At 33.0% G+C, this 25,267-nt stretch carries 24 protein-coding genes and 1 tRNA gene; 10 read left to right on the top strand and 15 right to left on the bottom strand.

What is annotated here, in order from left to right; all coding sequences use genetic code 11:
• Positions 1-43: 43 nt before the first annotated feature.
• Together VKY41_RS01470 and VKY41_RS01465 are read left to right on the top strand one after the other, a co-directional pair.
• A complete protein-coding gene (locus VKY41_RS01470; protein WP_500812656.1) occupies positions 44-1,471 on the top strand; it encodes an SDR family oxidoreductase in 1,428 nt (475 codons plus the stop codon).
• Positions 1,472-1,579: 108 nt separating this feature from the next.
• Positions 1,580-2,086, top strand: coding sequence for a M23 family metallopeptidase (locus VKY41_RS01465; RefSeq protein WP_500812655.1), 507 nt, complete (start codon positions 1,580-1,582; stop codon positions 2,084-2,086).
• Positions 2,087-2,474: 388 nt separating this feature from the next.
• Here VKY41_RS01465 and VKY41_RS01460 read toward each other — a convergent pair.
• The 4 genes from VKY41_RS01460 to VKY41_RS01445 form a co-directional block, all read right to left on the bottom strand.
• A tRNA-Met gene (locus tag VKY41_RS01460) sits at positions 2,475-2,547 on the bottom strand.
• A 119-nt stretch (positions 2,548-2,666) separates the two neighbouring features.
• On the bottom strand, positions 2,667-2,849 hold the full coding sequence (locus VKY41_RS01455) for a CPXCG motif-containing cysteine-rich protein (RefSeq protein WP_500812654.1): 183 nt from the start codon (positions 2,847-2,849) through the stop codon (positions 2,667-2,669).
• A gap of 66 nt (positions 2,850-2,915) precedes the next feature.
• A complete protein-coding gene (locus VKY41_RS01450) occupies positions 2,916-3,737 on the bottom strand; it encodes a leucine-rich repeat domain-containing protein (RefSeq protein WP_500812653.1) in 822 nt (273 codons plus the stop codon).
• A 116-nt stretch (positions 3,738-3,853) separates the two neighbouring features.
• Complete coding sequence (locus tag VKY41_RS01445; RefSeq protein WP_500812652.1) at positions 3,854-5,758, bottom strand: ABC-F family ATP-binding cassette domain-containing protein; 1,905 nt, start codon at positions 5,756-5,758, stop codon at positions 3,854-3,856.
• A gap of 85 nt (positions 5,759-5,843) precedes the next feature.
• Here VKY41_RS01445 and VKY41_RS01440 point away from each other — a divergent pair, with 85 nt between their 5' ends.
• On the top strand, positions 5,844-6,236 hold the full coding sequence (locus VKY41_RS01440; RefSeq protein ID WP_500812651.1) for a DUF983 domain-containing protein: 393 nt from the start codon (positions 5,844-5,846) through the stop codon (positions 6,234-6,236).
• Here the strand turns inward: VKY41_RS01440 and VKY41_RS01435 are convergent.
• The 9 genes from VKY41_RS01435 to VKY41_RS01395 form a co-directional block, all read right to left on the bottom strand.
• The gene (locus VKY41_RS01435) at positions 6,217-7,263 is read right to left on the bottom strand and encodes an NAD(P)/FAD-dependent oxidoreductase (RefSeq protein ID WP_500812650.1); all 1,047 of its coding nucleotides are present in this window, start codon (positions 7,261-7,263) and stop codon (positions 6,217-6,219) included. The two genes, VKY41_RS01440 and VKY41_RS01435, sit on opposite strands and share 20 nt — an antisense overlap.
• Before the next feature lie 93 nt (positions 7,264-7,356).
• A complete protein-coding gene (gene porN / locus VKY41_RS01430) occupies positions 7,357-8,256 on the bottom strand; it encodes a type IX secretion system ring subunit PorN/GldN (protein ID WP_500812686.1) in 900 nt (299 codons plus the stop codon).
• 53 nt (positions 8,257-8,309) lie between these two features.
• Complete coding sequence (gene porM, locus VKY41_RS01425) at positions 8,310-9,860, bottom strand: type IX secretion system motor protein PorM/GldM (RefSeq protein WP_500812649.1); 1,551 nt, start codon at positions 9,858-9,860, stop codon at positions 8,310-8,312.
• 54 nt (positions 9,861-9,914) lie between these two features.
• Positions 9,915-10,559 carry a type IX secretion system motor protein PorL/GldL gene (porL, locus tag VKY41_RS01420; protein WP_500812648.1) on the bottom strand — a complete coding sequence of 215 codons (645 nt, stop codon included), beginning with the start codon at positions 10,557-10,559 and terminating at the stop codon, positions 9,915-9,917.
• A gap of 80 nt (positions 10,560-10,639) precedes the next feature.
• Positions 10,640-12,010, bottom strand: a complete 1,371-nt coding sequence (porK, locus tag VKY41_RS01415) for a T9SS ring complex lipoprotein PorK/GldK (RefSeq protein WP_500812647.1) — start codon at positions 12,008-12,010, stop codon at positions 10,640-10,642.
• A gap of 168 nt (positions 12,011-12,178) precedes the next feature.
• Positions 12,179-13,345 carry a formimidoylglutamase gene (locus tag VKY41_RS01410; protein ID WP_500812646.1) on the bottom strand — a complete coding sequence of 389 codons (1,167 nt, stop codon included), beginning with the start codon at positions 13,343-13,345 and terminating at the stop codon, positions 12,179-12,181.
• Between the two features lie 20 nt (positions 13,346-13,365).
• Complete coding sequence (gene topA / locus VKY41_RS01405; RefSeq protein ID WP_500812645.1) at positions 13,366-15,888, bottom strand: type I DNA topoisomerase; 2,523 nt, start codon at positions 15,886-15,888, stop codon at positions 13,366-13,368.
• A gap of 133 nt (positions 15,889-16,021) precedes the next feature.
• The gene (locus tag VKY41_RS01400) at positions 16,022-16,768 is read right to left on the bottom strand and encodes a hypothetical protein (RefSeq protein WP_500812644.1); all 747 of its coding nucleotides are present in this window, start codon (positions 16,766-16,768) and stop codon (positions 16,022-16,024) included.
• A 20-nt stretch (positions 16,769-16,788) separates the two neighbouring features.
• A complete protein-coding gene (locus VKY41_RS01395) occupies positions 16,789-17,547 on the bottom strand; it encodes a hypothetical protein (protein ID WP_500812643.1) in 759 nt (252 codons plus the stop codon).
• A 163-nt stretch (positions 17,548-17,710) separates the two neighbouring features.
• Between VKY41_RS01395 and miaB the strand changes: the two genes are divergently transcribed.
• From miaB to groL, 7 genes are all read left to right on the top strand, one after another.
• On the top strand, positions 17,711-19,156 hold the full coding sequence (miaB, locus tag VKY41_RS01390; RefSeq protein ID WP_500812642.1) for a tRNA (N6-isopentenyl adenosine(37)-C2)-methylthiotransferase MiaB: 1,446 nt from the start codon (positions 17,711-17,713) through the stop codon (positions 19,154-19,156).
• 61 nt (positions 19,157-19,217) lie between these two features.
• The gene (locus VKY41_RS01385; protein ID WP_500812641.1) at positions 19,218-20,477 is read left to right on the top strand and encodes a sigma-54 interaction domain-containing protein; all 1,260 of its coding nucleotides are present in this window, start codon (positions 19,218-19,220) and stop codon (positions 20,475-20,477) included.
• An 8-nt stretch (positions 20,478-20,485) separates the two neighbouring features.
• The gene (locus VKY41_RS01380; protein ID WP_500812640.1) at positions 20,486-20,992 is read left to right on the top strand and encodes an LptE family protein; all 507 of its coding nucleotides are present in this window, start codon (positions 20,486-20,488) and stop codon (positions 20,990-20,992) included.
• 4 nt (positions 20,993-20,996) lie between these two features.
• Positions 20,997-21,956, top strand: coding sequence for a DUF8458 domain-containing protein (locus VKY41_RS01375; protein WP_500812639.1), 960 nt, complete (start codon positions 20,997-20,999; stop codon positions 21,954-21,956).
• A 2-nt stretch (positions 21,957-21,958) separates the two neighbouring features.
• Positions 21,959-22,318, top strand: a complete 360-nt coding sequence (gene secG / locus VKY41_RS01370) for a preprotein translocase subunit SecG (protein ID WP_500812638.1) — start codon at positions 21,959-21,961, stop codon at positions 22,316-22,318.
• Positions 22,319-22,472: 154 nt separating this feature from the next.
• Positions 22,473-22,748 (top strand): co-chaperone GroES, encoded by a 276-nt coding sequence (gene groES, locus VKY41_RS01365; RefSeq protein ID WP_500812637.1) that lies wholly within the window; start codon positions 22,473-22,475, stop codon positions 22,746-22,748.
• A 118-nt stretch (positions 22,749-22,866) separates the two neighbouring features.
• Positions 22,867-24,495 (top strand): chaperonin GroEL, encoded by a 1,629-nt coding sequence (gene groL / locus VKY41_RS01360; RefSeq protein WP_500812636.1) that lies wholly within the window; start codon positions 22,867-22,869, stop codon positions 24,493-24,495.
• A gap of 85 nt (positions 24,496-24,580) precedes the next feature.
• On the opposite strand, the gene VKY41_RS01355 is transcribed toward groL, so the two are convergent.
• Positions 24,581-24,781 (bottom strand): putative signal transducing protein, encoded by a 201-nt coding sequence (locus VKY41_RS01355; RefSeq protein ID WP_500812635.1) that lies wholly within the window; start codon positions 24,779-24,781, stop codon positions 24,581-24,583.
• A gap of 109 nt (positions 24,782-24,890) precedes the next feature.
• The gene (locus VKY41_RS01350; RefSeq protein WP_500812634.1) at positions 24,891-25,244 is read right to left on the bottom strand and encodes a heavy-metal-associated domain-containing protein; all 354 of its coding nucleotides are present in this window, start codon (positions 25,242-25,244) and stop codon (positions 24,891-24,893) included.
• Between the last annotated feature and the right edge of the window lie 23 nt (positions 25,245-25,267).

Here is a 25,267-nt window from a genome sequence, read left to right as displayed (position 1 = left end):
CTTAGCCACAATAGCAAACATTCACAACAGGTAAATCAATAAAATGAAAATACTACTAACAGGAGCAACCGGGTATATTGGAAAAAGACTTCTCCCCATATTGGTTTACAATGGTCATGATGTAATTTGCTGCGTTAGGGACAAAAAAAGATTTAATCCTCCAGAATCCCTTAAGTCTAAAATAAGTATCATCGAAATTGATTTACTTGATGAAGTTTCACTAGAAAACATCCCTAAAAATATTGATGGAGCTTTCTATTTAGTACATTCTATGTCAGCTTCTTCCGACTACCACCTTTTAGAGCAAAAATCCGCCGAGAATTTCAGAAATGCCATTAACAAAACCCATGCACAACATGTAGTTTATTTAAGCGGTATTGTTAATGAATCGGAACTATCCAAACATCTAGCGTCTAGAAAAAACGTTGAAAATGAACTAAGTAAAGGCAATTATAGTTTAACAACATTAAGAGCTGGAATTATTATTGGCTCAGGTAGTGCATCATTTGAAATAATGCGAGATTTGGTTGAAAAACTTCCTATCATGATCACGCCAAAATGGTTAAACACCAAATGTCAACCAATTGGAATATCCGATGTAATAAAAATTCTATCAAACACAATCCTAAACCCAAAAACATATAATAAAGATTTTGATATAGGCGGACCCGACATCCTTTCTTATAAAGACATGCTTTTAGAATTTGGTCGTTCAAGAAACCTAAAACGGCATATTTTTATTGTTCCTGTTATGACTCCAAAGCTTTCTTCTTATTGGCTATACTTTGTAACGTCTACATCTTATAAACTTGCAATAGCTTTGGTAAATAGTATGAAAATTGAAGTAATATGCCGGAATGATGATATTAATAAAATATTAGAAATCGAACCTATAAGTTATCAAATGGCTTTAGAAAAAGCATTTAGCAAAATTGAAAGAAACGAAATTATTTCTAGTTGGAAAGATGCATTTATAAGTAGTGATTTCAATTATAATATTTCAGATTTTATTGTGGTGCCAACCTTTGGGTGTTTTAAAGATATTAGAGAAAAAGAGATTATCGACAGGAATGATTGTATTGATAAAATTTGGAGTATTGGTGGTGAAAACGGTTGGTACTATGGGAACTGGCTATGGAAGCTTAGAGGTTTTCTTGATAGATTATCGGGAGGTGTTGGCTTAAGAAGAGGGCGAACCTCTGAAAACACCATAAACGCCGGAGATGCCTTAGATTTTTGGAGAGTATTATACGCAAATAAAAAAGAAGGGCGTTTACTTCTATTTGCTGAAATGAAGCTACCTGGCGATGCGTGGTTAGAATTTAGAATAGTTGAAAATAAATTAATTCAAACAGCTACTTTCAGACCCTTAGGATTAAGCGGAAGACTATATTGGTATTCAGTTCTTCCCTTTCATGGATTTATATTCAATGGAATGATTCAAAACCTAACAAAACACTACAACGAATAAAAAAATAATTAAATTAGTAAAGAAAAAAGTTTTGATCCTTATAAACTTCTTTCAGCTTAAAAAGAAGACCCCTAAACTACCAATTCTCCTATCTAAAGGTTAGCTAAATTGAGAAAAAGAAATAAAATTTTAATAAGTTTATTATCGATTTTAATTATCGGATTTATAATTCCTCAAAATCTAAAAATACCAGTTAGAGGGGCAACAAAATCCGATTATAATTTTAAATCGTTTTGGTACTATCCTTGGGGAAGATCTGTTACACACAAAGGTGTGGACATTTTTGCTAAAAAAGGAACTCAAATCAGTTCTTCAACATCAGGATTAATTTTATTCTCAGGAGAAATACCTGTAGGTGGAAAAGTTGTTCTGATCCTTGGTCCAAAATGGCGATTACATTATTATGCACACCTTAATGAGTTAAAAAAATCTACTTTATCATTGGTTAGTAAAAGATCTACAATTGGAACAGTTGGTGCAAGTGGAAATGCCGTAGGAAAATCACCCCATCTCCACTATTCAATTATAACCCTTATCCCATATGTTTGGAGAATAGATACTGATAGACAAGGTTGGAAAAAAATGTTTTATTTAAACCCAATCAAATATTTTTAAACCAAATAATCTAAATTACGAAAACAACACTCGTTATTTTAAACGTGATTAAAATCCTATTCGTTGTTTAACCTATAAGCAATAAAATAACGAAATAAGAGAAATAAATGGAGCAGGAATTTTTATTTTAATTTAAGCGATGATACTTTCTTGAGCTTTAATTGACTATTTAGTATTGTAACTTTCACTTCCATTTAATTCAAGTGCTTCGATGGTATCGAACTTCTTTAACTTGATTTTACAGTAAGGTTTCAGTTTTGTTTGACATATACTAAAAGACAAACCTTATAAATCTTAATTGTAAATTATCAGATTAATACAGTAACCGTATGCAAGGAGAACAAAACAAAAAACCCATCAACTATTTCTAGTGATGGGTCTTGTTTAGTAGCGGGAACTGGACTCGAACCAGTGACCTTCGGGTTATGAGCCCGACGAGCTACCTACTGCTCTATCCCGCGATTTAATACCAAAATGATTTTCTTAGCTTTTAACTTTCGGTTCATAATGCCGACTCAATCATTTTAGGACTGCAAATATACAATGCTTTTTAGATATAACAAATAATTTACAAAGAAATTTATTGGTCTATGCTTTCAACTTGGAAACTAACAAGTTCTTGTCCTGTAAATTTAACTGTAATTTGAATAGGATTACAACACACTTCACAATCCTCAATATATTCTTGTTCAGTCTGTGAGGTATCTAATAACATCGAAATTGTCTCCCAACAATATGGACATTGAAATTCATGTTCTTCCATATTTTAAAGATAAAAAAAAGGCTTTCTTTTCAGAGAGCCTCCTTCAATTTATAAATTAACTAATTCTTAATCGTTATCGGTAATGACGGTTCTTGAATTAAACTCAATAAATTTGTTTGGATGGACTCCTTTTCCTTGTACTAAGGACACATATTCTCTTTCAAAATTATTATCACCCACCATAAATGTATTTAATTGAGGTAGGCCAGTAATTTGATAAGGTACAATTCCTGTTAATTGATTACTTGTTAAAACTAACTCTTTTAACTGTGTTAAACTCGATATCTCAAGAGGTATCTCGCCAACCAATTTATTGTCAATTAAACTTAATATTTCAAGTTGTTGTATGTTTCCTATTTCTGATGGTATGGTTCCTGATAAATAATTGCTTCCTAACAAAAGCTCTTTCAAACTTGTTAAATTCCCTATAGAAGAAGGTATTTCACCAGTTAGACTATTACTATAAAGCTTTAAAACCTGTAAATTATTTAGATTACAAATCTCTGAAGGCAAGTTTCCTTCAAACTTATTCATAAATAATTCTAAAGAAACTAATGCTGTTAAATTTCCTAAAGATAAAGGTAAGATTCCTTCTAGTTGGTTAAACCCAAGGTTCAATTTTCTAAGGTTTACTAAATTTCCTATTTCATTAGGAAGTGTTCCCTGTAGATTATTGAAATGTAAGTTTAGCTCTACAACCTGATCATTTTCAACTGTAACACCATACCAATTTTCAAGAGGTTCATCTAAATTCCATGTATGGTTCCATTTTTCGCCATTTGTAGCCTTATAGAAAGCCAAAAGAGCATCCTTCTCTTTCTCAGACACTTCTGAAAACGAAAAACTAGTTACCAAAAAACATAGTAAAACAAGTGTATAGGTCTTCATAGTTGTTAGATTTAGGATGATTCTCTAACAATATTAACTTTTTTATAGATGATAAACAAATTTAATCGATGAAGTGCATCGGTCAACAAAAAGTTTTAAACCTAAAAATCAAATGGTTATAAATTTTCAATGGTTCCTTGGACTTTCTCCCAATCATCCATATGAGCTTCTAGTTTTTTCTTTTTGGATTGATACGTATCAAAAAATCCAGCTTTTGATACAGTTTCATCATAGTTTGATGCTAAAGCCATATCCATTTCTTTGATCTCTTTTTCAAGTTGCTGAATTTTAGCTTCTAAATTACTTAGCTTGTTGTTTAAAGATTTCATCTTCTTTTGAGACTCGTAAGATTGCTTATTGCTTTCTTTCGGAGTTTCCTTTACAACATCACGCTTTTCTACTTCACGCAAGTTTTCAACATTACGTTGTTCCAAATAGAAATCGATATCTCCTAGGTATTCCTTTATTTTATGGTCTTTAAATTCGTAAACAGTATTGGTTAGACCTTGAAGAAAATCCCTGTCGTGCGATACAAGAATCAAGGTTCCTTCAAATTTTTTCAAAGCATCTTTCAAGACATTCTTAGATTTTATATCTAAGTGGTTTGTTGGCTCATCCATTACCAAAACATTTAATGGCTGTAATAATAATTTAGCTAAAGCCAAACGGTTACGTTCTCCACCCGATAGCACACGAACGTATTTTTCTGCTTCTTCACCTCTAAACAAAAAAGATCCAAGAATGTCTCTTACTTTACTTCGGTTAGTTTCGTTTGCTGCATCAATCATAGTGTCTAGGACAGTTTTATTACCGTCTAGATACTCGGCTTGATTTTGAGCAAAATATCCAATTTGTACATTATGGCCAAGTTTTAATTCACCTTGATGTTTTAGTTCTCCTACAATAATTTTTGCTAGTGTAGATTTACCTTGTCCGTTTTGACCAACAAAAGCTGTTTTGGTGTCTCGTTCAATAGTTAAACTAATATCTTTTAACACTTGAACATCGCCGTAATTTTTAGTAATATTTTTAGCTTCTACGACTACTCTACCTGGAACAATCGATATGGGAAAATTAAGTTTCATTACTGCATTGTCATCTTCATCTACCTCTATCCTATCTATTCTATCCAGTTTCTTAATTAAAGATTGAGCCATTGTAGCTTTAGAGGCTTTGGCACGGAATTTTTCAATAAGTTTTTCCGTTTGTTCTATTTGTTTCTGTTGATTCTTTTGAGTAGCAAGTTGCTGTTCCTTGAGTTCTTGACGAAGAACTAAGAACTTAGAATACGGCTTATTATAATCGTAAATTCTTCCTAAAGAAATTTCAATTGTACGATTAGTTACATTATCTAGAAACATTTTATCGTGAGAAACAATTACAACTGCACCTGTATAGGTTTTCAAAAAGCTTTCTAACCATATTATGGATTCAATATCCAAGTGGTTTGTTGGCTCATCTAACAATAACAAATCATTATTTTGAAGTAGTAATTTTGCCAACTCAATACGCATACGCCAACCACCAGAAAAAGTATCAGTTAGTTTATTAAAATCTTCACGTTTAAAACCTAGTCCTTGAAGTATTTTTTCTGTTTCACCTTGATAGTTATAACCTCCCAATATTTCATACTGATGTTGTAAATCGTTTAAATCCACCATTATTTGATGATAACCATCACTTTCATAATCGGTACGATTTGCTAATTGGTAATTTATATCTTCCAACTTAGCTTCAATTTCCTTTAACTCCTTAAAGGCTTCGTACGATTCTTCTAAAACTGTTCTACCTAAAACGAAATCGATATCTTGTTTTAAAAACCCAATACTTAAATTTTTGTCGGCAGCAATTTGCCCTGAATCAGGTTCCATCTCTTTGGATAGAATTTTTAACATGGTAGATTTCCCTGCTCCATTTTTTCCAATCAATCCAACTCGATCACCCGGGCTTAATTTAAAAGTTAGGTCTTCGAATAAATATTCTCCTTGGAAGGAAATGGATAGATTATGGATATTAAGCATTTTTGTGACTATTGTTACAGTGGGTTGTTAAATAAAGTTATAATTTTGTACTAACTTTCAAAACGTAAAAGTAATAGTTTTAGCCATGATAAAAAAAGGTAATAAGCTTTATAGCATCTTTACTGGAGTATGCCCTAAATGCCATCAAGAATCCATGTACCCTACCAATAATCCTTACATCATAAAAGATGTTATTAATGTAAAAGATCATTGCTCTAAATGTGGAACAAAATACAGGATGGAACCTTCTTTCTTTTTTGGAGCTATGTATGTAAGTTATGCAGTAGGAATTGCTTTTGCTGTAGCTGCCTTTGTAATTAGTTATATGTTTTTAGGAAGCGATATTACAACAGCTTTTATAGCAATAATTGGTACTTTAATTGTATTTATCCCTGTTATTATGAGATGGTCAAGAAATATTTGGATTAATATATTTATGCATTACGATGAAACTTTAGTTAAAGATAAAAACGATTAATATCGATTTCACTATCTAAGCACTCATCATTTTCTATATAATTAAAAAGCTGTTGTGCCACATAAGGTCCAATCATAACACCTCTAGTACCAAGTCCGTTCAAAACAAACATATTTTTGTATTCTGGGTGCTTGCCAACCAATGGTCTTCGATCTTTAACGGTCGGCCGAACACCCGCAACTTGGTCAACCACCTCAAACCTACAATTTAAGAAGGTTTTAAGCTTATTTAAAAGCTCTTCTCTACCTTCCTTGGTAATATTATTGGTTTTGTCATTCCAATTGTATGTAGCGCCTATATGATACAAATCGTTTCCTAAGGGTAAAACAAAAACACTGGATTTTAAAACATAATCAATTTTTAATTCTGGTGCGTGTATGGTTAAAAGCTCTCCTTTAGATTCCTTTAAAGGAAGATTATTAAAAAAAGGATTTAATTTTAACCCAAAACCTTCTGAAAAAACTATATGTGAAGCAGAAATATCTTTGTATGAAATACCCTGCTCTATAGATTTTAGTTCAGAATAGTTAAAAGATTCTTCAATTAGTTTGCTTTCCTCTTTCAAATATGATTTATAAGCAGATGTTAGGATATTGGTATCAATCCTTCCAGTGTTTAATACTTCTCCAAAACCAAAATCGGCATAGACACATGGATTGGTATTTATTACAACTTTTAAGGAAAGGTGTTCTACTAACAGATTATTATCTGATGCCGAAAACCAATTATTTTGTTCTTCATGAGAAGTAAACCGTCTATAAACTGGTATTTTATAATCAATTTTTATATTGAGTTTTTCTTCAATGTGGTGATACAAAGGTAAGGCTATACTTAATTGCTCCTCGCTTTTCCACACTGGAGTAAATCGTTTTAAAACAACTGGATTATATAATCCTCCAGCAACCACAGAAGACTGCTGAGATTGGTTATCAAAAACAACAAAACTTTTATTAGCACGAATCAACTGTTCGCAAAATGAAATTCCAGCCAGGCCACAACCAACTAGAATATAATCTACTTTTTTCATATAGTACAAAAGTAAGTTAAACTCTCAATTAATAGAATAAAAAAAACGTTCACTAAATAAGTGAACGTTTTTAAATTTATTATGTGTAAATGCTTAGTAAGCCCACATATCTAATTCAAAGTCTCTAATTTTTTCTTTAATTCTATCAGATTCTAATAGTTGCATTAAAGCGTTTTCAGAAATATACTCAGTTACTTTACGGTCTCCATAAATATTCTCTTCTTTATACACATACCCATTAAATCTTCTTGAATTCAACAAGTGATCGTATGAGAAAGGCACGGCACTATTAGCATTGTTAAATGCTTTGGCTTGGTGCAGAATATCTCTAGCATCTGGGAAAAACACCCAAAATAAAGGAATTGGTTCTTTGTTAGATTCATCATCAGAATCAATAAAGTTAACATCTGGAGCCGCTGGTGCTATTCCAAGAAGTCTGTACTTCAATTCTGCTTGACGTTTATCAAAATACCAAAGACCTTTAATTAAATAAGCGCTAATATCGTACGATGTAATATCTCGTTTAATGATGTACTCTGGATCTACATAGCCATCAGCATTAAATTGTTCATACCCTATATCTAAAGTATCTACTTTAGACAATGAAGCTTGAATATCTTTTAATGTACGCTTACTTGTAAAATATGAGTCATCATAAATGTTTTCAATTTTACCCTCTTTAATATTTTTCCAAAGAACATCGAATAAAGATCTTCTATCCTTACCAATATTATGGGTATCTACAGGATAATATAAAGGGAAATTAACACGCTCGTCTAGAACTACTCTTTCCCAAGTCATTTTAGAAAACATAATGTCCCTATCGTCAACATAGCCATATTCCAATGGTTTGTCATTGTCAACTTCTTTTTGAGCTTCGGTTCTAACACCAATCTCACTAGGAGTTTTAGCATTTAAAATATTCGCCTGAGCAAAAGAAGCAGATACAAATGATATGCTTAAAACGGTTAATAAAAAACTTTTATAATTCATCATTTTACATTTAATTATTAGGGCTTATCAACTTTTAAAGAAGATAATTTCTATTAGTTTGCTATCTCAACAATTACAGCTGACACTCCTTTTAACTTGTAAGAAGAGTTCCCTCTAATCTGAGCTTTAATATCAAATATTTGAACGTTATCACCACGTCTTGCTTTACTTAAAGCATTTTTCGCTTGGCTGTTCAATTTAGTACCATTAACTTCAACTGATGGTTGACCAGGAACTTTAAATTTAAACGAAGTTACTTGAATTGGTAATTCAAAATCAAATTCGTCTAACATAGCTCCAATAGTAGCAATTTCCACAGAGTTACGTGGTAATTTTACTATACCATCTTGTCCACTAATTGTTCCTGTTGGTTTTGGAATATCTTTAATTCTAAAGGTAGCTTTGTCACTAACCTTAGATCCATCTGGTAACGTACCAGAAACATTAATAGATACTTCTCTACCAGATCCAGGATTCATTACGTATTTTCCAACTCCAGAAGCTTTACTTAATCCAGGAGCACTTGCTGAAACGTTGTTATCTGGAATACCAGCGAAAGAAATAGTCATTGGATTTGCTACACCGCGGTAAACCACATTCATCTTATCTGCAGAAATAGTTGCAGAGTTTGGTTTAGGTACAACTGCATACGTACTCTTTACTGGAATAGAGATAATTGAATCTCCTTCTTTAAATTGAAATTCTCCTGTAATTTCTCTTTCTCCAACAGCTCCTGCAGGGAAATCTAAAACTGTTTTACCAGCTTGCATAGATTCAGCAGATAACTCCTGTCCATTGATAATTACTTTATCAGCTTTTAAGGTATTATCTTTTTTACCTAAGATAATTGTACCTGTAAAGTTTTCTCCAGAAAAGAAAGCCGTTTTACTTGGAACAACAATAGCGTCAAAATTAGTTAAAGAAGCTTCTACTTTTAATTTACCTGCTAACATAGAAGATAAAACTTCAGACTGTGTAGTCTTAACGTCTGCTTGAAGCTGAGTCATTTTAGTTAAAGAAGCTACTAAAGGAAAACCTTTATAATGGTAGTCTAACCAATCAACTTTATTTCCATCTCTGTTAGTAACTGGCTCTGTTTCAAATTTCTTTTTAACATCCTCAGCAATACTAGCCATATCAGGGTTTTTAGATAAGATCTCTACAACTCCATCTCTAAATTTAGCGATTTCAGCCATAAAAGTTTGACCTTCTTCTTTCAATTTATCTCCTTTAAAGAAATGATTATCTAAGTAATCTCCCTTATCCATTACTTCGTAATCTTTAGGGTTTTCAACAGTAGCTATCATATTCCCTTTTAACTCCTCTAAATAAGCGTTAAAGTTATCAGATAAAGTACTAATTTGATCAGCTTGTTCCTTTAAAGGTTGGTATTTTGCTGGTTGTTCAGAAACCTTTTCTGCTAAACCTTGCATAAAAGCATTGTTTCTTTGAGAAGCCGCTTCGTTAGATTCGGTTAATTTTTCGTTCATTAAACCAAATGCAGATAGCACTTCTTTTGACATATTAAGTGCTAGCATGGCTATAAACACTAAATACATCAAGTTAATCATTTTCTGTCTTGCGGACAATTTTCCTCCTGCCATTTCTAATTAGTTTTGTAGTTAATTTTTAAAATTTAATTATTAGTACTTTACTAATTAGTTTTTATTCATAGCAGATAACATACCTCCATAAACACCGTTTAATGATGATAAGTTAGATGCTAAAGATTTCATTTGTTCTTTTAATTTAGTAGCGTTTTCAACTGCTTCTTCGTTAATAGTAGCTTGACGGTTTACACTTTCTAATTGTACTTTGTATAAACTGTTTAAAGATTCCATCTGTGCAGCTGCTAAAGATAATTCTTCGCCATATTTTTTAGTAGCAGCAATTGAATCAACTGTTGGGCTAATCCCTTTTGCAGCTCCTTCAAAGTTTTTAATGCTATCACCTAAGCTTGCCATTAATTCAGCATCTATTTTAGCTTCTTTTAATAAGTTATCTAATTTTTTAGAAAGTAATCCTTCTGCATCTTTTGGTTGTTCTTGCTTTCTAGCAACACCTTGACCTCCTGCTAATTCAGGATATACTAGTGACCAGTCTAAATCATCATCAACAGGTTCAAAAGCAGAAATAGCGAATACAACAGCCTCTGCAACTAGACCAATTGTTAACATTACGTTACCAGTTAACGGTCCTATTTCGAAGTGAACAATTTTGAATAAAGCTCCAATAATTACGATTGATGCTCCGAAACCATAAGACATGGTCATAAATTTTTTGAATGCTCTTGATTGTGCCATAATTTTTAGTTTTTTTAGTTAGTGTTAAGTTTGCACTTAAATGAATGGTTAATATTAAAATTTATTGTGGTTATTTAATTTTATCTGTTAGTAGCTGTAGCGTTTTTAGTAACTTCAGTTCCCATATAATCTTGAACGGTTCTAAACCCGATATAACTTCTAGCAGAATCTGCGTATTCGTAGTCTCTTGAACTAACTTGCAAATAGTATTTCACGTCTTTCCAAGAACCTCCACGTACAACTTTACGTTTGTTATTAATGTCGTTAACGCTTGGATTTATTGTTGAAACATACTCGTAAGAAGAAGGGTCATAAGAAGCACTTACCCACTCTGATACGTTTCCAGCCATGTTATATAAGTTAAAGTCGTTTGGATCGTACGATTTAGCTTCAACAGTATATAATGCTTGATCGGCAGCATAATCTCCTCTTAAAGGTTTGAAGTTAGCCATAAAACAACCTCTGTCGTTTTTAGTGTATGGTCCACCCCAAGGATAAGTTGCAGCTTGAAGCCCACCTCTAGCAGCATATTCCCATTCTGCTTCAGAAGGTAATCTATAAGAGTTTACATAGTGTTGCTTTCTCTGTTTTCTGTATGCATTGTGATACATAGTTCTCCATTGGCAAAAAGCTTTTGCTTGAGTCCAGGACACTCCAACCACAGGATAATCTCCATAAGCATCATGCCAGAAGTAATCATTATGCATTGGCTCATTATAAGAATAAGCGAAATCTCTAATCCAAGTAGTTGTATCTGGATAAATTTCTACTTCTTCCTTAATAATAACGTCTTTTCTTTTTAAAGATCTGTTTTTAGCAGCTTTTTCTATATCCATATAAGAATATTGAAACTTGAATTTAGTTACATCCCAAGTTCTTTGTCCGTTATATGACTCCTCAATTGGAATATACATGGTATCCATTACCTCTGCATAATATTCGTCTGGATATTCAGCGGTATCAAAAATAAGATCAACATCGTGGTTTAATTTTCTTCCCTCGTAACCTGTTGGTCCTAGACCACTATAATTATCGTACATATACTTTTCATAGACAGTCATGTTTTCAGGATCTGAATCTTTAAAAGCATATTCTCCAATGCCTCCATTACCTGGGGTCTCACCAATTTCATCAGCAAGAATTGCTAATTTGGTTCTAATAGTAGAGTCTCTTACCCAGTTTACAAACTGACGATATTCGCTATTTGTAATTTCTGTCGCGTCCATGTAGAATGACCTAACAGTAACTGTTTTAGAAGGCGCATCATTAATGCCGGCTAAGTCATCATCTGCCTTACCCATTATAAAAGCTCCTCCTGGCACTAACTCCATACCATAGGGCTTTTCAGGATGCCACTTCTTTCCCTTAACACCTACCAACTGGCCTCTGTCCCCAGAGCCACAACTAGCTAACAATGTTAAAACTGCGGTTAATAAAATAAACTTCTTCATATCCATAGAAAACTCGAGGTTAATAATTTAATTTTTGTGTCTTAAAAATTTTAAGAGCGTAAACATATCTATATATTTTTTAAAAAACAACTTTTTTTAAATTTAATTCACGGTTCATCGTGAAAAAAGTGCGCTTTACCGATAAAATATGCGGTTTTATCAAAGCTACTAAATACAGTTCTTCTGATAAGCTTTGTACCATCGCTCAGGAAGCTTGTTGTTACATGCGTCCAAATAATCTTCATGCATGCAAGGTAATAACGTATGTCTTTTTAATTTAGTATTTACTTCTGATAAAAAAGGTATTTCAATCCACCAACGTTGTGTCTTAATACTTTTATAAAACATCAGTTCTTGATCATCGACCAAAGTAATGAATTTCTGATAACTTTCATCATTTAAAAAGTCATCATCTTTAATTCTACAATTCACTCCTTCTATAAAATACCAAATTATTTGAGCTACCATCATAGAAGTAACTGTATCATCGGAAGATGGCTTGTATTCATATATTCCTATAGAAGAAACTTTATTACTAATTCCTGCATATCTTGCAATAGCACAAATTTCTTTCCCATCCAACCCATTAGGAGATGTTTGTTGCCTAGTGCTTAACTCGGATGCCTTGATAGAATTTAAATCGATACTCACAATATTGGCATCACGTAATGCAGGTTCTGCTAAAGTTATGTCGTTTGAAACTTGTCCTAATCTATAGGATTCAAAATACAATCTATCCATTAAATCTATTTCTTCTTGCGAATTGAAATAGGTTTGATACCCTATGGTTGCATAGTTAAATAAGTTATAAGGTTCATCTAAGATTATTTTACCTACAAAGCTATCATTCTTTATAGGCTTAGCAGAATCACCTAAATCAAATTTAGAATCTACATTAACAATATTAACCATAGGTAACAGGCTATCGTATGCACGATAGTTTGCGTAAGTTAGATCTTGACTTCCCCCTAATATAATAGGTATGATATTTTTTTGGACTAAAATGCTGACTGTAGTTTTTAATGCAAAATAAGTATCCTCTACCGATTCCCCTTTATTGATATCCCCCAAGTCGGCTATATTTCTGTGCCAATTTCCTGGAAACAGAGAATACAAGGATTTTCTAATTTCATCTAAATCAAAAGTTTCACCTATATAATTAACGTCATTCCTAGTTTCTAGAACACCAATTATAGCTAAATGCACATTATCTAATTCTGGAATGCCTTCTTCTTTAGAATGAATCTTGATTTTTTTCCCTAAGGTTTGCTGCGGCAACAACTCATTATGAGACAGGACCATTTCGGAAACGGGAGAAAGAAAATTAAAGTTCATTAGACTTTATATACTTTTAATTATTTTTTCTTTTTTGTAGCTGTCTTTTTTGTGGCCGTTTTTTTGGCAGCCGGCTTTTTCTTAGCTACTTTTTTCTTTGGTGCTTTTTCTTCAATAAGCGCTTCAGCTTCCTCTAAAGTCATTTCCGACACATCAACGGTTTTGGGTAGTTCTACTTTTATTTTACCCTTAATAACATTGTGTCTACCCCAACGGGCTTTTTCAACACGGACACCCGCATCTTTCCAATCGTGGATAACTTTGTCTATTTCTTTTTGAATTTTATCTTCTATAAGTTCTACGATATCTTTATCTGATAAATTATCCCAATCGTATTTTTTGTTTACGTTAATAAACATGTTGTTCCATTTAATATATGGTCCAAAACGTCCTTTTCCTTTTTGAACAGGTAAATCTTTATACATATATATAGGAGCGTCTGCTTTTTGCTTTTCTTTAATTAAAACAATAGCGTCTTCTAATTCAACACTTAATGGATCTACTCCTTTTGGCAAGGACACAAACTGATCTCCAAATTTTACATAAGGCCCAAAACGTCCGTTATTAACTTCTACCTCTTCATTTTCAAAAGTCCCTAAGTTCTTTGGAAGTTGAAACAAATCCATTGCTTCCTCGTATGTAATGTTGTTTAATTGCTGATCTGGTGATAAACTTGCGAATTGTGGCTTTTCCTCATCGTCAACTGTTCCTATTTGAACCATTGGCCCAAACTTTCCTAAACGCACACTTACTTGTTTTCCTGTCTTAGGATCTTTACCAAGAATACGTTCTCCTGATTCCCTTTCAGCATTTTCTTGAACATCTTCTACCGTAGGATGAAAATCTTTATAGAAATCCTTCATAATGGTAGTCCAGTTTACTTTTCCTTCAGCAATATCATCAAAGTCTTCTTCAACTTTTGCTGTAAAATTATAATCTAGAATATTTTGGAAGTGAGTAACCAAAAAGTCGGTAACAATCATTCCAATATCCGTTGGTACCAATTTCCCTTTATCCGAACCTACTTTTTCAGTTAATAGTTCGTCCTTTACTTTACCATTTTTAAGTATTAATTGCGAATAGTTTCTCTCTACACCTTCTATAGTTCCCTTTTCAACGTAATTTCTATTTTGAATTGTAGAAATTGTTGGCGCGTAAGTAGATGGTCTACCAATTCCTAATTCTTCCAATTGTTTTACTAAAGACGCTTCAGTATATCTATATGGTGCACGTGTATATCGTTCTGTAGCTGTAATGTAATTATTGAGAAGGACTTCGTTGGTTTTCATAGCTGGCAACATACCTTCTTGCTCTGTATCTTCGTCGTCTGTTCCTTCTAAATAAACTTTTAAAAATCCTTCAAACGTAATAACCTCTCCGTTTGCAGTAAAGATTTCTTTATGTGATGAAGCACTAATCTTTACATTAGTTCTTTCTAATTCGGCATCGCTCATTTGAGATGCAATAGCGCGTTTCCAGATTAATTCATATAATCTTGATTGATCTCTATCAATATCTACCGAATGAAGTGAAAAATCAGTTGGTCTAATAGCCTCATGCGCTTCTTGAGCTCCTTTTGATTTTCCTTTATAATTTCTTGGCTTACTAAATTTTGAACCGTAAGCATTTTCAATCTCTTTTTGAGCGCCTTTTCTTGCTTCGTCAGATAAGTTTACACTATCTGTTCTCATATAAGTAATTAAACCTGCCTCATACAAACGCTGTGCTAAAGTCATGGTTTTACTTACTGAAAAATATAGTTTTCTAGCAGCTTCTTGTTGTAATGTTGAAGTTGTAAATGGTGCTGCTGGAGATTTTTTAGCTGGTTTCTTTTCTAATTCAGCAACTTTAAAATCGGCCGAAGCATTTTTCTCTAGAAAAGCTTGAGCTTCCTTTTTAGTATTAAAATTTTTAGGCAACTTGGCTTTAAATGCCTGCCCTTCCTCGTTGGAAAACTCTGCGTCTACTCTATAAGAAGCTACAGGTTTAAAATTTTGAATTTCACGCTCGCGCTCTACAATTAACCTTACAGAAACCGATTGCACACGTCCTGCTGAAAGCCCTCCTTTTACTTTTCTCCAAAGAACAGGAGATAATTCGTAACCTACTATTCTATCTAAAACACGACGGGCTTGTTGCGCATCCACTAAATCATAATCAATACCTCTTGGGTTTTCAATTGCTTTTTGGATAGCCGACTTGGTAATTTCATGAAAAACAATACGTTTGGTTTTATCTTTATCTAAGTTTAGAGATTCAGCTAAATGCCAGGCAATCGCCTCACCCTCTCTATCCTCATCACTTGCTAACCAAACCATTTCTGCTTTTTTAGCTAAGTCTTTAAGTTTTTTAACTACTGCTTTTTTATCTTTAGAAACCTCGTACTTCGGTTTAAAATCTCCATCTACATCTACTCCTAATTCTTTTGAAGGTAAATCTGCAATATGTCCAAAACTAGATTCTACCTTGAAATCTTTTCCAAGGAATTTCTCTATGGTTTTAGCCTTTGCAGGTGACTCAACAATTACTAAATTCTTCGCCATTTCTCATTTTTTAAGGCTACAAATGTATGTGAAAAAAAATTTATCATCCTAATTAATAAAATATTCAAGTGTTTTTTATCAATATTTTATGCTTTTATCTTCAACAAACAAAGCTTAATATAACGAATAAATATTAGTTCTCAAGTGTTGCTGTTTCTACAGCAGACTCAAACCCAACGGCTCCCTTATAAATAAAATAAGCCGGAAGATATGAAAAAGACGCTGTAACAAAAATTCCAACAAAACACATAAGCATACCAACCATTTGAGCTAAAATAGAAGAAACAACAATCAAACCGAAGGTTATTAGCCATTTCTTATTGCCTAATTTAAAACTTGATTTTACAATGTCAGAAGCAGATAAATTTGGATTAAAAGCAAAAACAACATTCATTAAGGCTAATGGAATCATAACGTATATAAGAGGTAAAACAAAAAGTAAGGTTGCCAAAATAGAAACTCCTAAAGTTATTAGAGATAAAACGATCACTTTACCTAAGTATGGTTTCTTTAAAAAGTAAAAGTAATCGTCTGAACCAGATATATTTAAATCCTTATGCTTACATATCCTATAAAACGAAGCTTTCAATCCAAAACTAATTACCATAGCTACCAATGAAAAAATAAATATCGGTATTACAAGTAGTATATTAAAATCCTCTTGATTATAGTTTTGTTTAGTTTCTAAAACATCTACACCTAATAATGGTACGTACATAATAAAATAAACAGGAACCAGAATAACCATGGTTAAAAGCAACATAACTAAGCCTTGCACCCATACTTTTTTAAAAAGCTCAATACATTCACTAAATATGTCTCCAAAATCTAAAGTTTTGGCGTTTTCAATTTTTTCTAATAATGTATTTTTATAATTCATCTAAAAAGGATTTTTAAACTCTATTCGTCTAGAGTTTCATAATTAGTAATTTGATTGTTTTCATCCAATCCAATTACTTCTCTATAAACAATGAATGAAGGTAAATAAGCTATTGATATAGTTAAAATAATTCCAATTCCACAGGCAATTATACCTAACATACCTATAACTCCAGCTACAAACATGGTTATAAAGGTAATAAACCACTTTTTATTACCTAACTTAAAACTTATTTTTACAACTTCCATTTCTCCTAATTCTGGATTATTAGCTAATACAACAGCAAAAAAAGACAAAGGAATATAAACATATAAATAAGGGATAATAAACATAAGTTGCGCTATAACAGCAATAGCCGTATAAATTATCCCTAACATAAATACTTTAGAAAAATATTCTTTTTTGAAAAAATAGAAATAATCATCCTCGACTGTCTCACCCAAAACAACCTGATTACATATTCTGTAAAAAGCAGCTAAAAAAGCAAGGGTTATGGTGCTTATTAAAATAGTTTGAGGAATTCCATAAAGTACATTATAAAAATACGAATTGTAAAAATTTGTTATATCTAAAGTGTCCTGAATTGATAGGTTTTGAGGAATAAATCCAATAAAACTAAAAACAAATATAATTCCTAATGCAAAAGCCAAAATCAACGAAACTGTCAAAACACCTTTTAACCAAACGGTTTTAAACAATTCAATAACATTATTGATAAGGTTTCCAAAATCTAAGGAAGGAGCGTTTTTTATTCTTGTTTCTAATTCTAGGTAGGTCATTAAAAATGATATTTTGTTAGTGGTTAAAAGTAATTAAATTCTATAACTTCTTACAATAATTTTAACGCTCTGACACTTTGTCACTTTTCTTAAATTAATTGTATCTTTGCAGCTGTTCGATCAATCAGGCAGAAAAATTGCTGAAAATAATTTTTCAAAAACTATGAATAAAGTTATAGACGAAAGTAAACAAGGCGAAAGTCTAGTTATAAAAAATAAGGAACAAAATTCACGCAAGCTTTACATTGAGAGCTATGGTTGCGCTATGAATTTTAGCGATAGCGAAATTGTAGCTTCCATACTTTTAAATCAGGGCTACAACACCACTCAAAATCTTGAAGATGCCGATTTGGTTCTAATAAACACCTGCTCCATTCGTGATAAAGCCGAACAAACGGTTAGAAAACGTTTGGAAAAATACAATGCGGTAAAACGTACCAATCCAGGAATGAAAGTTGGAGTTTTGGGTTGTATGGCCGAGCGTTTAAAAAGCAAGTTTCTTGAAGAAGAGAAAATTGTAGATTTAGTTGTTGGTCCAGATGCTTATAAAGATTTGCCAAACCTACTTGCCGAGGTTGACGACGGAAGAGATGCTATTAACGTAATTCTTTCTAAAGAAGAAACTTATGGAGATGTTTCTCCTGTACGATTAAACAGTAACGGTGTTACGGCATTCGTTTCTATAACTCGTGGTTGCGACAATATGTGTACGTTTTGTGTAGTCCCTTTTACTCGCGGACGCGAAAGAAGTCGCGATCCACAAAGTATTTTAGAAGAAATAAATGACTTATGGTCTAAAGGCTATAAAGAAATCACGCTGTTAGGACAAAATGTAGACAGTTACCTCTGGTATGGTGGCGGTTTAAAGAAGGATTTCGAAAAGGCAAGTGAATTACAAAAGGCCACAGCTGTTAATTTTTCTAATTTATTAGATATGTGTGCTAAAGAACAACCAAAAATGCGAATTCGTTTCTCCACATCAAATCCACAAGATTTAACCTTAGATGTTATAGAAACCATGGCAAAGCACAGCAACATTTGTAAACACATACATTTGCCTGTTCAAAGTGGAAGCAACAGAATTCTAAAAGAAATGAACCGCTTGCACACACGAGAAGAATATTTCGCTTTAATAGACAATATCAAGCGTATTCTTCCAAACTGTGCTATAAGTCAGGATTTAATTGCGGGATTCCCAACAGAAACAGAACAAGACCATCAAGACACCTTAAGTTTAATGGACTACGTAAAATACAACTTCGGCTTTATGTATGCTTATTCTGAAAGGCCTGGAACCATGGCTGAACGTAAGTTAGAAGACGATGTTCCGGAAGAAGTGAAAAAACGCAGATTAGCAGAAATTGTTCAGCGTCAACGTGACCATAGTGAAATTAAAACCAAAGAATATCTGAATACAATAGTAGAAGTTTTAATTGAAAAAGAATCTAAGAAATCTGATGCCGAATGGTCTGGAAGAACTCAACAGAATAGCGTGGCTGTATTCCCAAAAGCCAATTACAAAGTTGGAGATTTAGTACTTGTAAAAGTAACGGATTGCACTAGTGCCACATTAATAGGAGAAGCTATTGGGCTTTCTGAAAACAATTAATAATAGAAAATAAACAGATAAAACTAGGTTTCTTTTATTTTCACCTTTTCATTTAATAGATATGGAATCCATACAATCAACAAAACAACGATTTGGAATTATTGGTAACGACGCTAAACTTAATCGTGCCATAGAAAAAGCCATGCAAGTGGCGCCTACAGATATCTCGGTTTTGGTAACTGGAGAATCCGGGGTTGGAAAGGAAAGTATTCCTAAAATAATACATCAATTATCCCATAGAAAACATGGGAAATATATAGCTGTAAACTGTGGAGCCATTCCAGAAGGAACCATAGACTCTGAACTTTTTGGTCATGAAAAAGGAGCCTTTACTGGTGCCACTCAATCAAGATCAGGATATTTTGAAGTTGCTGATGGTGGAACGATTTTTTTAGATGAAGTAGGCGAATTACCACTAACAACACAAGTCCGTTTACTACGTGTATTAGAAAATGGTGAGTTTATAAGAGTTGGGTCTAGCCAAGTGCAAAAAACAAATGTACGAATTGTAGCCGCTACAAACGTAAACATGTTTGAAGCTATTAAAAAAGAAAAATTCCGAGAAGACCTTTATTACAGATTAAGTACCGTAGAAATTCATCTACCACCTTTAAGAGAAAGAAAAGATGATATTCATTTACTTTTTAGAAAATTTGCTAGCGATTTTGCCATAAAATACAAAATGCCAACCATTAAATTAACAGACGAAGCTATTGCTGTCTTGTTAAAATACAGATGGAGCGGAAACGTAAGACAGCTTAGAAACATAGCCGAACAAGTTTCTGTTTTAGAACAAAACAGAACCATTAATGCAGCTACACTTCAAGGCTATCTACCTAGCGAAGGAAGCAATTTACCAGCAATTGTAAAAACCTCCAAATCAGAAAGTGATTTCAGCAACGAACGAGAAATCCTCTATAAAGTTCTATTCGATATGAAAAATGATTTAAACGATTTGAAAAAACTTACCATGGAGCTTATGAAAAGTGGTCATGGAAAAGATGTTCAAAAAGATCACGAAGGTCTAATTCAAAAAATTTATGGCGATGTAGATGAAGACAACGCTACAATTGAAGATTTAGAAGTTTTATCGATTGGAGAAAAATCAGCAAACACTTATGAACCTGTTATTGAGCCTCAAGATAAATATCATTTTGCTGAAGAAATTGAAGAGGAAGAAACCCTATCTTTACATGATAAAGAATTGGAACTTATAAAAAAATCTTTAGAACGCCATGATGGTAAACGCAAATTAGCAGCGGCCGAATTGGGCATCAGCGAACGCACCTTATACAGAAAAATCAAGCAATACGACCTTTAATATTTCCTATGAAATTATTTAAAATAACTTTATTCGCCCTTATTTCCTTAACTATTTTAGGTTGTGGCGCCTATTCATTTACTGGAGCTTCCATATCATCAAACATAAAAACCTTCCAGGTTAATTATTTTCAAAATAACGCAATTTTAGTGGAGCCAGGATTAGATAGAGACTTCACAAATGCATTAGCCGATTTACTTTTAAACCAAACCAATTTGGAATTAGTAAACTCTGGTGCAGATTTAGTTTATGAAGGTGAAATTACGGAATATAGAATTTCACCAACAACAGCTACAGCAAACAATACTGCTGCACAAAACAAGTTAACAATTACCGTGAATGTACGTTTTTATAATAGAAAAAATGAAGAAGACGATTTAGAACAGCGGTTCTCATTTTTCTACGATTATGCTGGAGATATGAACCTTGTTGGCGCACAAAAAACAGCTGCAATCGAAGAAATTTTTGAAAGACTAACTCAAGATATTTTTAATGCAACCTTAGCTAAGTGGTAATAAAATGAATCAAAAAGCTTTTATAGATATTCTACAAAATCCGAAAGGCATAAGTTCTGAAAACACCTCAGCCCTACTTGCTATTACCCAAGAATTCCCATATTTTCAAGCGGCAAGAGCCCTTTACTTAAAAGGACTAAAACATTCCGAAAGCTTTAAATATAATCAAGAGTTAAAAACTACAGCAGCTTACACTGCAGACAGAAGCATTTTATTCGATTTTATTACTTCAGAAGAATTCCTGCAAAATAAAATTTCACAATACATAAAACAAAACACCTCCCATTTAAAAGATATTCCTGTGGATATTGAAGATGTTTCAGTATCACAACCAATGGGTGTAGACGACACTTTAAGTCAACAAATTGAAGATACATCAGGCGTATTAGATCCTAATTTATTTGAACGGAAAATAAAAGAGCACTTCGAGCCTGAACCATCAGAAGATGAGATTAGCAATAATATTCATCCAAACGAAAATTCAGATGCAGACACATCAAGAGACCAGAGTTCACCTGATAGTATTTTACAATTAGGCAAACCCTTACAATTCAATAAAAACGAAACTCATTCCTTTAACGAATGGTTAAAAATAACTCGTTTTCAACCAATAGAGCGTCCAGAGTCCACACCTGATGAAACATTAAAACCCGAACCAATAGAGGATGATTTATCTGCTAACAGGAATAAAAAATTTGAATTAATAGATAAGTTTATTTCTTCCAACCCGAAGCTAAAACCGAAACAAAGCGCAACAATTGTTGGTAATTTAGCTGAAGAACAGATGATTCAAACCGAGTCGTTAATGACTGAAACTTTAGCCAGAATTTACCTGGAACAAAAAAACTTCAAAAAAGCTATTCAATCTTACAACATTTTAAGTTTGAAATATCCAGAAAAAAGTGGTTTCTTTGCAGACCAAATTAAAGCAATCAAAAAATTACAAGAACAAAATAACAAATAACAATGAGTACGTTTACAATATTTTTAGCACTAATTGTCGTTGTAGCCTTTCTACTAGTAGTAGTTATTATGGTACAAAATCCTAAAGGCGGAGGCCTTTCTTCTTCTTTTGGAGGCGGTGGAACACAACAGTTAGGTGGTGTAAAAAAGACAACCGATTTTTTAGACAAGAGTACTTGGACTTTAGCAACTTTAATGTTAGTTCTAATTTTATTATCTAACGTAGCCATCAACAAAGGTTCTAGCGCAGTAGATTCTAAAGCTTTAGACACTGAAGCTATTTCAAAACCAGTGGTTCCTGCAACTCCTGCAGCTCCAATGTCAACAAACAATACTGAAGCTGAACAAGGTTCTGAAGAATGATATTGTTTCAAAAAAATCAAGACACATGCCAACTATTTTAGTTGGCATTTTTTTTAAATGAAAATTTGTCAGCAAAACTAGCATGGCACATTTTTAGCACACTTCTATTGCAGTAAATAATTTATTAATTAACTAAATAAAAAACATATAAACTATGGGCTTAAACATTAAACCTTTAGCAGATCGAGTTCTTATAGAACCTGTGGAAGCGGAAACTAAAACAGCTTCTGGAATTATCATCCCTGATAATGCAAAAGAAAAACCGCAACAAGGAAAAGTTATGGCTATTGGTAAAGGAACAAAAGATGAACCAATGACAGTTAAAGTTGGTGATACTGTTCTTTACGGAAAATACTCTGGAACTGAACTTAAACTTGAAGGGAAGGATTATTTAATGATGCGTGAAAGCGATATCCTAGCAATTATTTAATTGCAAACTCAAAAAAACAAAAAATAAATACCAAATATCTCTAATTGAAACGTACTAATCCATATTTAGAATTAGTATTTAAATTTTGAGATTAAAAATTTTAAAATAAATTTTCATTATGGCAAAAGATATAAAATATGATGTAGACGCCCGCGACGGATTAAAACGTGGTGTTGACGCATTAGCAAATGCAGTAAAAGTAACTTTAGGACCAAAAGGTAGAAACGTTATTATCAGCAGAAGCTTTGGAGCTCCTCAAGTAACAAAAGACGGAGTATCCGTTGCTAAAGAAATAGAGTTAGAAAACGAGCTTGAAAATATGGGAGCTCAAATGGTAAAAGAAGTAGCATCAAGAACTAACGATTTAGCAGGTGATGGAACTACAACTGCAACCGTATTAGCACAAGCAATTGTAAGAGAAGGCTTAAGAAACGTAGCTGCTGGAGCAAATCCAATGGATTTAAAACGTGGAATAGACAAAGCAGTTGAAGCTATTACCAAAGACCTTGAAAAACAAGCTAAAAAAGTAGGCAACTCATCAGAAATGATTAAGCAAGTTGCTGCAATTTCTGCTAATAACGACGATACTATTGGTGAATTAATTGCCAAAGCTTTCGGAAAAGTTGGAAAAGAAGGTGTAATTACTGTTGAGGAAGCAAAAGGTATGGATACTTATGTTGATGTTGTAGAAGGAATGCAATTCGACAGAGGATATCTATCTCCATACTTCGTAACAGACGCTGATAAAATGGTAGCTGATTTAGAAAATCCATACATCTTATTATTCGACAAAAAGATTTCTAACCTACAAGAAATCCTTCCAATATTAGAGCCAGTTGCTCAATCTGGACGTCCATTATTAATTATTGCTGAAGATGTAGATGGTCAAGCATTAGCTACTTTAGTAGTAAATAAATTACGTGGAGGATTAAAAATTGCTGCAGTAAAAGCTCCTGGATTTGGAGACAGACGTAAAGCTATGTTAGAAGATATAGCTATATTAACTGGTGGTGTTGTTATTTCCGAAGAAAGAGGATTCTCTCTTGAAAATGCCGATTTAAGCATGTTAGGTACTGCTGAAACAGTAACTATCGACAAAGACAATACAACTATTGTTAATGGTTCTGGAAAAGCTGAAGATATTAAGGCTAGAGTAAACCAAATCAAGGCTCAAATTGAAACAACTACAAGCGACTACGATAAAGAAAAACTTCAAGAACGATTAGCTAAATTAGCTGGTGGTGTTGCTGTACTTTATGTTGGCGCCGCTAGTGAAGTTGAAATGAAAGAGAAAAAAGATCGTGTTGACGACGCATTACATGCAACAAGAGCTGCCGTTGAAGAAGGCATTGTAGCTGGAGGTGGGGTAGCTTTAGTTAGAGCAAAATCTGTACTAGAAAAATTAACTTCTGACAACTTAGATGAAACAACTGGTGTTCAAATCGTAGCTCGTGCAATTGAAGCTCCTTTGCGTACCATTGTTGAGAACGCAGGTGGCGAAGGAAGTGTTGTAGTTGCTAAAGTTATAGAAGGTAAAGGTGCTTTTGGATTTGATGCTAAAACCGAAACTTATGTAGATATGCTTAAGGCAGGAATTATCGATCCTAAGAAAGTAACTCGAATTGCTTTAGAAAACGCAGCTTCAGTTGCTGGAATGATTCTAACAACGGAATGTGCTTTAATAGAAATTAAAGAAGACGCTCCAGCCATGCCAATGGGTGGAGGTGGCATGCCAGGAATGATGTAAATCAACAACCTGAAAACCATTTTATAATAAAAAATGCCTCAAGAAATTGAGGCATTTTTTATTTAATATTTAAAAAGAAATAAAATTACAAAATATCCTTAATAAGAGATTTTGCATTTACCTCATCCAATTCATTAACAAAAATCTCAATCTCCCCAATAATTCCTGGATAAGAAGAATCCGATTTGTTAATTTCAAAATAAGAGATATTCGCTTCATCAAGTGCGTTTTTTACTCCTGACGCCACTATTTGCGAGTTTCCTGAAAAAATTAACTTTCTATCCATAATCTACATTTTATATAAGTTATTCTAAGTTACGCATTTAAATAGTAATTCTCCAAACTTAAAAAGCCCAAATTTTTGTTTGGGCCTTTTATATTTATATTAATTATTTCTATTCTTTATGATCTTCAATCACATTATCATCGCGATACAAACAACAACTATGTAAACTATTATACGCATCATCTGGTGCCACAACATTTTTAGTGTCATGACCTACAGCTGCAATATTTTTTTCAATAGTTGGCAAATCGGTTTTACGTGCATCATAAATAAGACTTAGCTCGTGTGTATTCACATTCCAAACTGCAGACTTAACACCTTTAGTTTTAATACATGCTTTTTCTATACGTTCCTTACACATATTACAAACCCCGTCTACTTCCAAAGTAGCTCTTGCATTTTTATCCTGGGAAAAAGCTGTCATCCCAATTAACATCACTAATAAAATTCCTAATTTCTTCATAATAAATATTTTAAATTGTACTT

It is taken from the genome of Xanthomarina sp. (assembly GCF_035306605.1).
GTDB lineage: Bacteria > Bacteroidota > Bacteroidia > Flavobacteriales > Flavobacteriaceae > Xanthomarina.
This window is presented reverse-complemented; position numbering and strand designations above follow the sequence as displayed.

Excerpts from the sequence above, each read along its gene's own strand:
- VKY41_RS01470 (WP_500812656.1), top strand. The coding sequence starts at position 44 with ATGAAAATACTACTAACAGGAGCAACCGGGTATATTGGAAAAAGACTT.
- VKY41_RS01455 (WP_500812654.1), bottom strand. The coding sequence starts at position 2,849 with ATGGAAGAACATGAATTTCAATGTCCATATTGTTGGGAGACAATTTCG.
- VKY41_RS01450 (WP_500812653.1), bottom strand. The coding sequence starts at position 3,737 with ATGAAGACCTATACACTTGTTTTACTATGTTTTTTGGTAACTAGTTTT.
- VKY41_RS01445 (WP_500812652.1), bottom strand. The coding sequence starts at position 5,758 with ATGCTTAATATCCATAATCTATCCATTTCCTTCCAAGGAGAATATTTA.
- VKY41_RS01440 (WP_500812651.1), top strand. The coding sequence starts at position 5,844 with ATGATAAAAAAAGGTAATAAGCTTTATAGCATCTTTACTGGAGTATGC.
- VKY41_RS01435 (WP_500812650.1), bottom strand. The coding sequence starts at position 7,263 with ATGAAAAAAGTAGATTATATTCTAGTTGGTTGTGGCCTGGCTGGAATT.
- porN (WP_500812686.1), bottom strand. The coding sequence starts at position 8,256 with ATGAATTATAAAAGTTTTTTATTAACCGTTTTAAGCATATCATTTGTA.
- porM (WP_500812649.1), bottom strand. The coding sequence starts at position 9,860 with ATGGCAGGAGGAAAATTGTCCGCAAGACAGAAAATGATTAACTTGATG.
- porL (WP_500812648.1), bottom strand. The coding sequence starts at position 10,559 with ATGGCACAATCAAGAGCATTCAAAAAATTTATGACCATGTCTTATGGT.
- porK (WP_500812647.1), bottom strand. The coding sequence starts at position 12,010 with ATGAAGAAGTTTATTTTATTAACCGCAGTTTTAACATTGTTAGCTAGT.
- VKY41_RS01410 (WP_500812646.1), bottom strand. The coding sequence starts at position 13,345 with ATGAACTTTAATTTTCTTTCTCCCGTTTCCGAAATGGTCCTGTCTCAT.
- topA (WP_500812645.1), bottom strand. The coding sequence starts at position 15,888 with ATGGCGAAGAATTTAGTAATTGTTGAGTCACCTGCAAAGGCTAAAACC.
- VKY41_RS01400 (WP_500812644.1), bottom strand. The coding sequence starts at position 16,768 with ATGAATTATAAAAATACATTATTAGAAAAAATTGAAAACGCCAAAACT.
- VKY41_RS01395 (WP_500812643.1), bottom strand. The coding sequence starts at position 17,547 with ATGACCTACCTAGAATTAGAAACAAGAATAAAAAACGCTCCTTCCTTA.
- miaB (WP_500812642.1), top strand. The coding sequence starts at position 17,711 with ATGAATAAAGTTATAGACGAAAGTAAACAAGGCGAAAGTCTAGTTATA.
- VKY41_RS01385 (WP_500812641.1), top strand. The coding sequence starts at position 19,218 with ATGGAATCCATACAATCAACAAAACAACGATTTGGAATTATTGGTAAC.
- VKY41_RS01380 (WP_500812640.1), top strand. The coding sequence starts at position 20,486 with ATGAAATTATTTAAAATAACTTTATTCGCCCTTATTTCCTTAACTATT.
- VKY41_RS01375 (WP_500812639.1), top strand. The coding sequence starts at position 20,997 with ATGAATCAAAAAGCTTTTATAGATATTCTACAAAATCCGAAAGGCATA.
- secG (WP_500812638.1), top strand. The coding sequence starts at position 21,959 with ATGAGTACGTTTACAATATTTTTAGCACTAATTGTCGTTGTAGCCTTT.
- groES (WP_500812637.1), top strand. The coding sequence starts at position 22,473 with ATGGGCTTAAACATTAAACCTTTAGCAGATCGAGTTCTTATAGAACCT.
- groL (WP_500812636.1), top strand. The coding sequence starts at position 22,867 with ATGGCAAAAGATATAAAATATGATGTAGACGCCCGCGACGGATTAAAA.
- VKY41_RS01355 (WP_500812635.1), bottom strand. The coding sequence starts at position 24,781 with ATGGATAGAAAGTTAATTTTTTCAGGAAACTCGCAAATAGTGGCGTCA.
- VKY41_RS01350 (WP_500812634.1), bottom strand. The coding sequence starts at position 25,244 with ATGAAGAAATTAGGAATTTTATTAGTGATGTTAATTGGGATGACAGCT.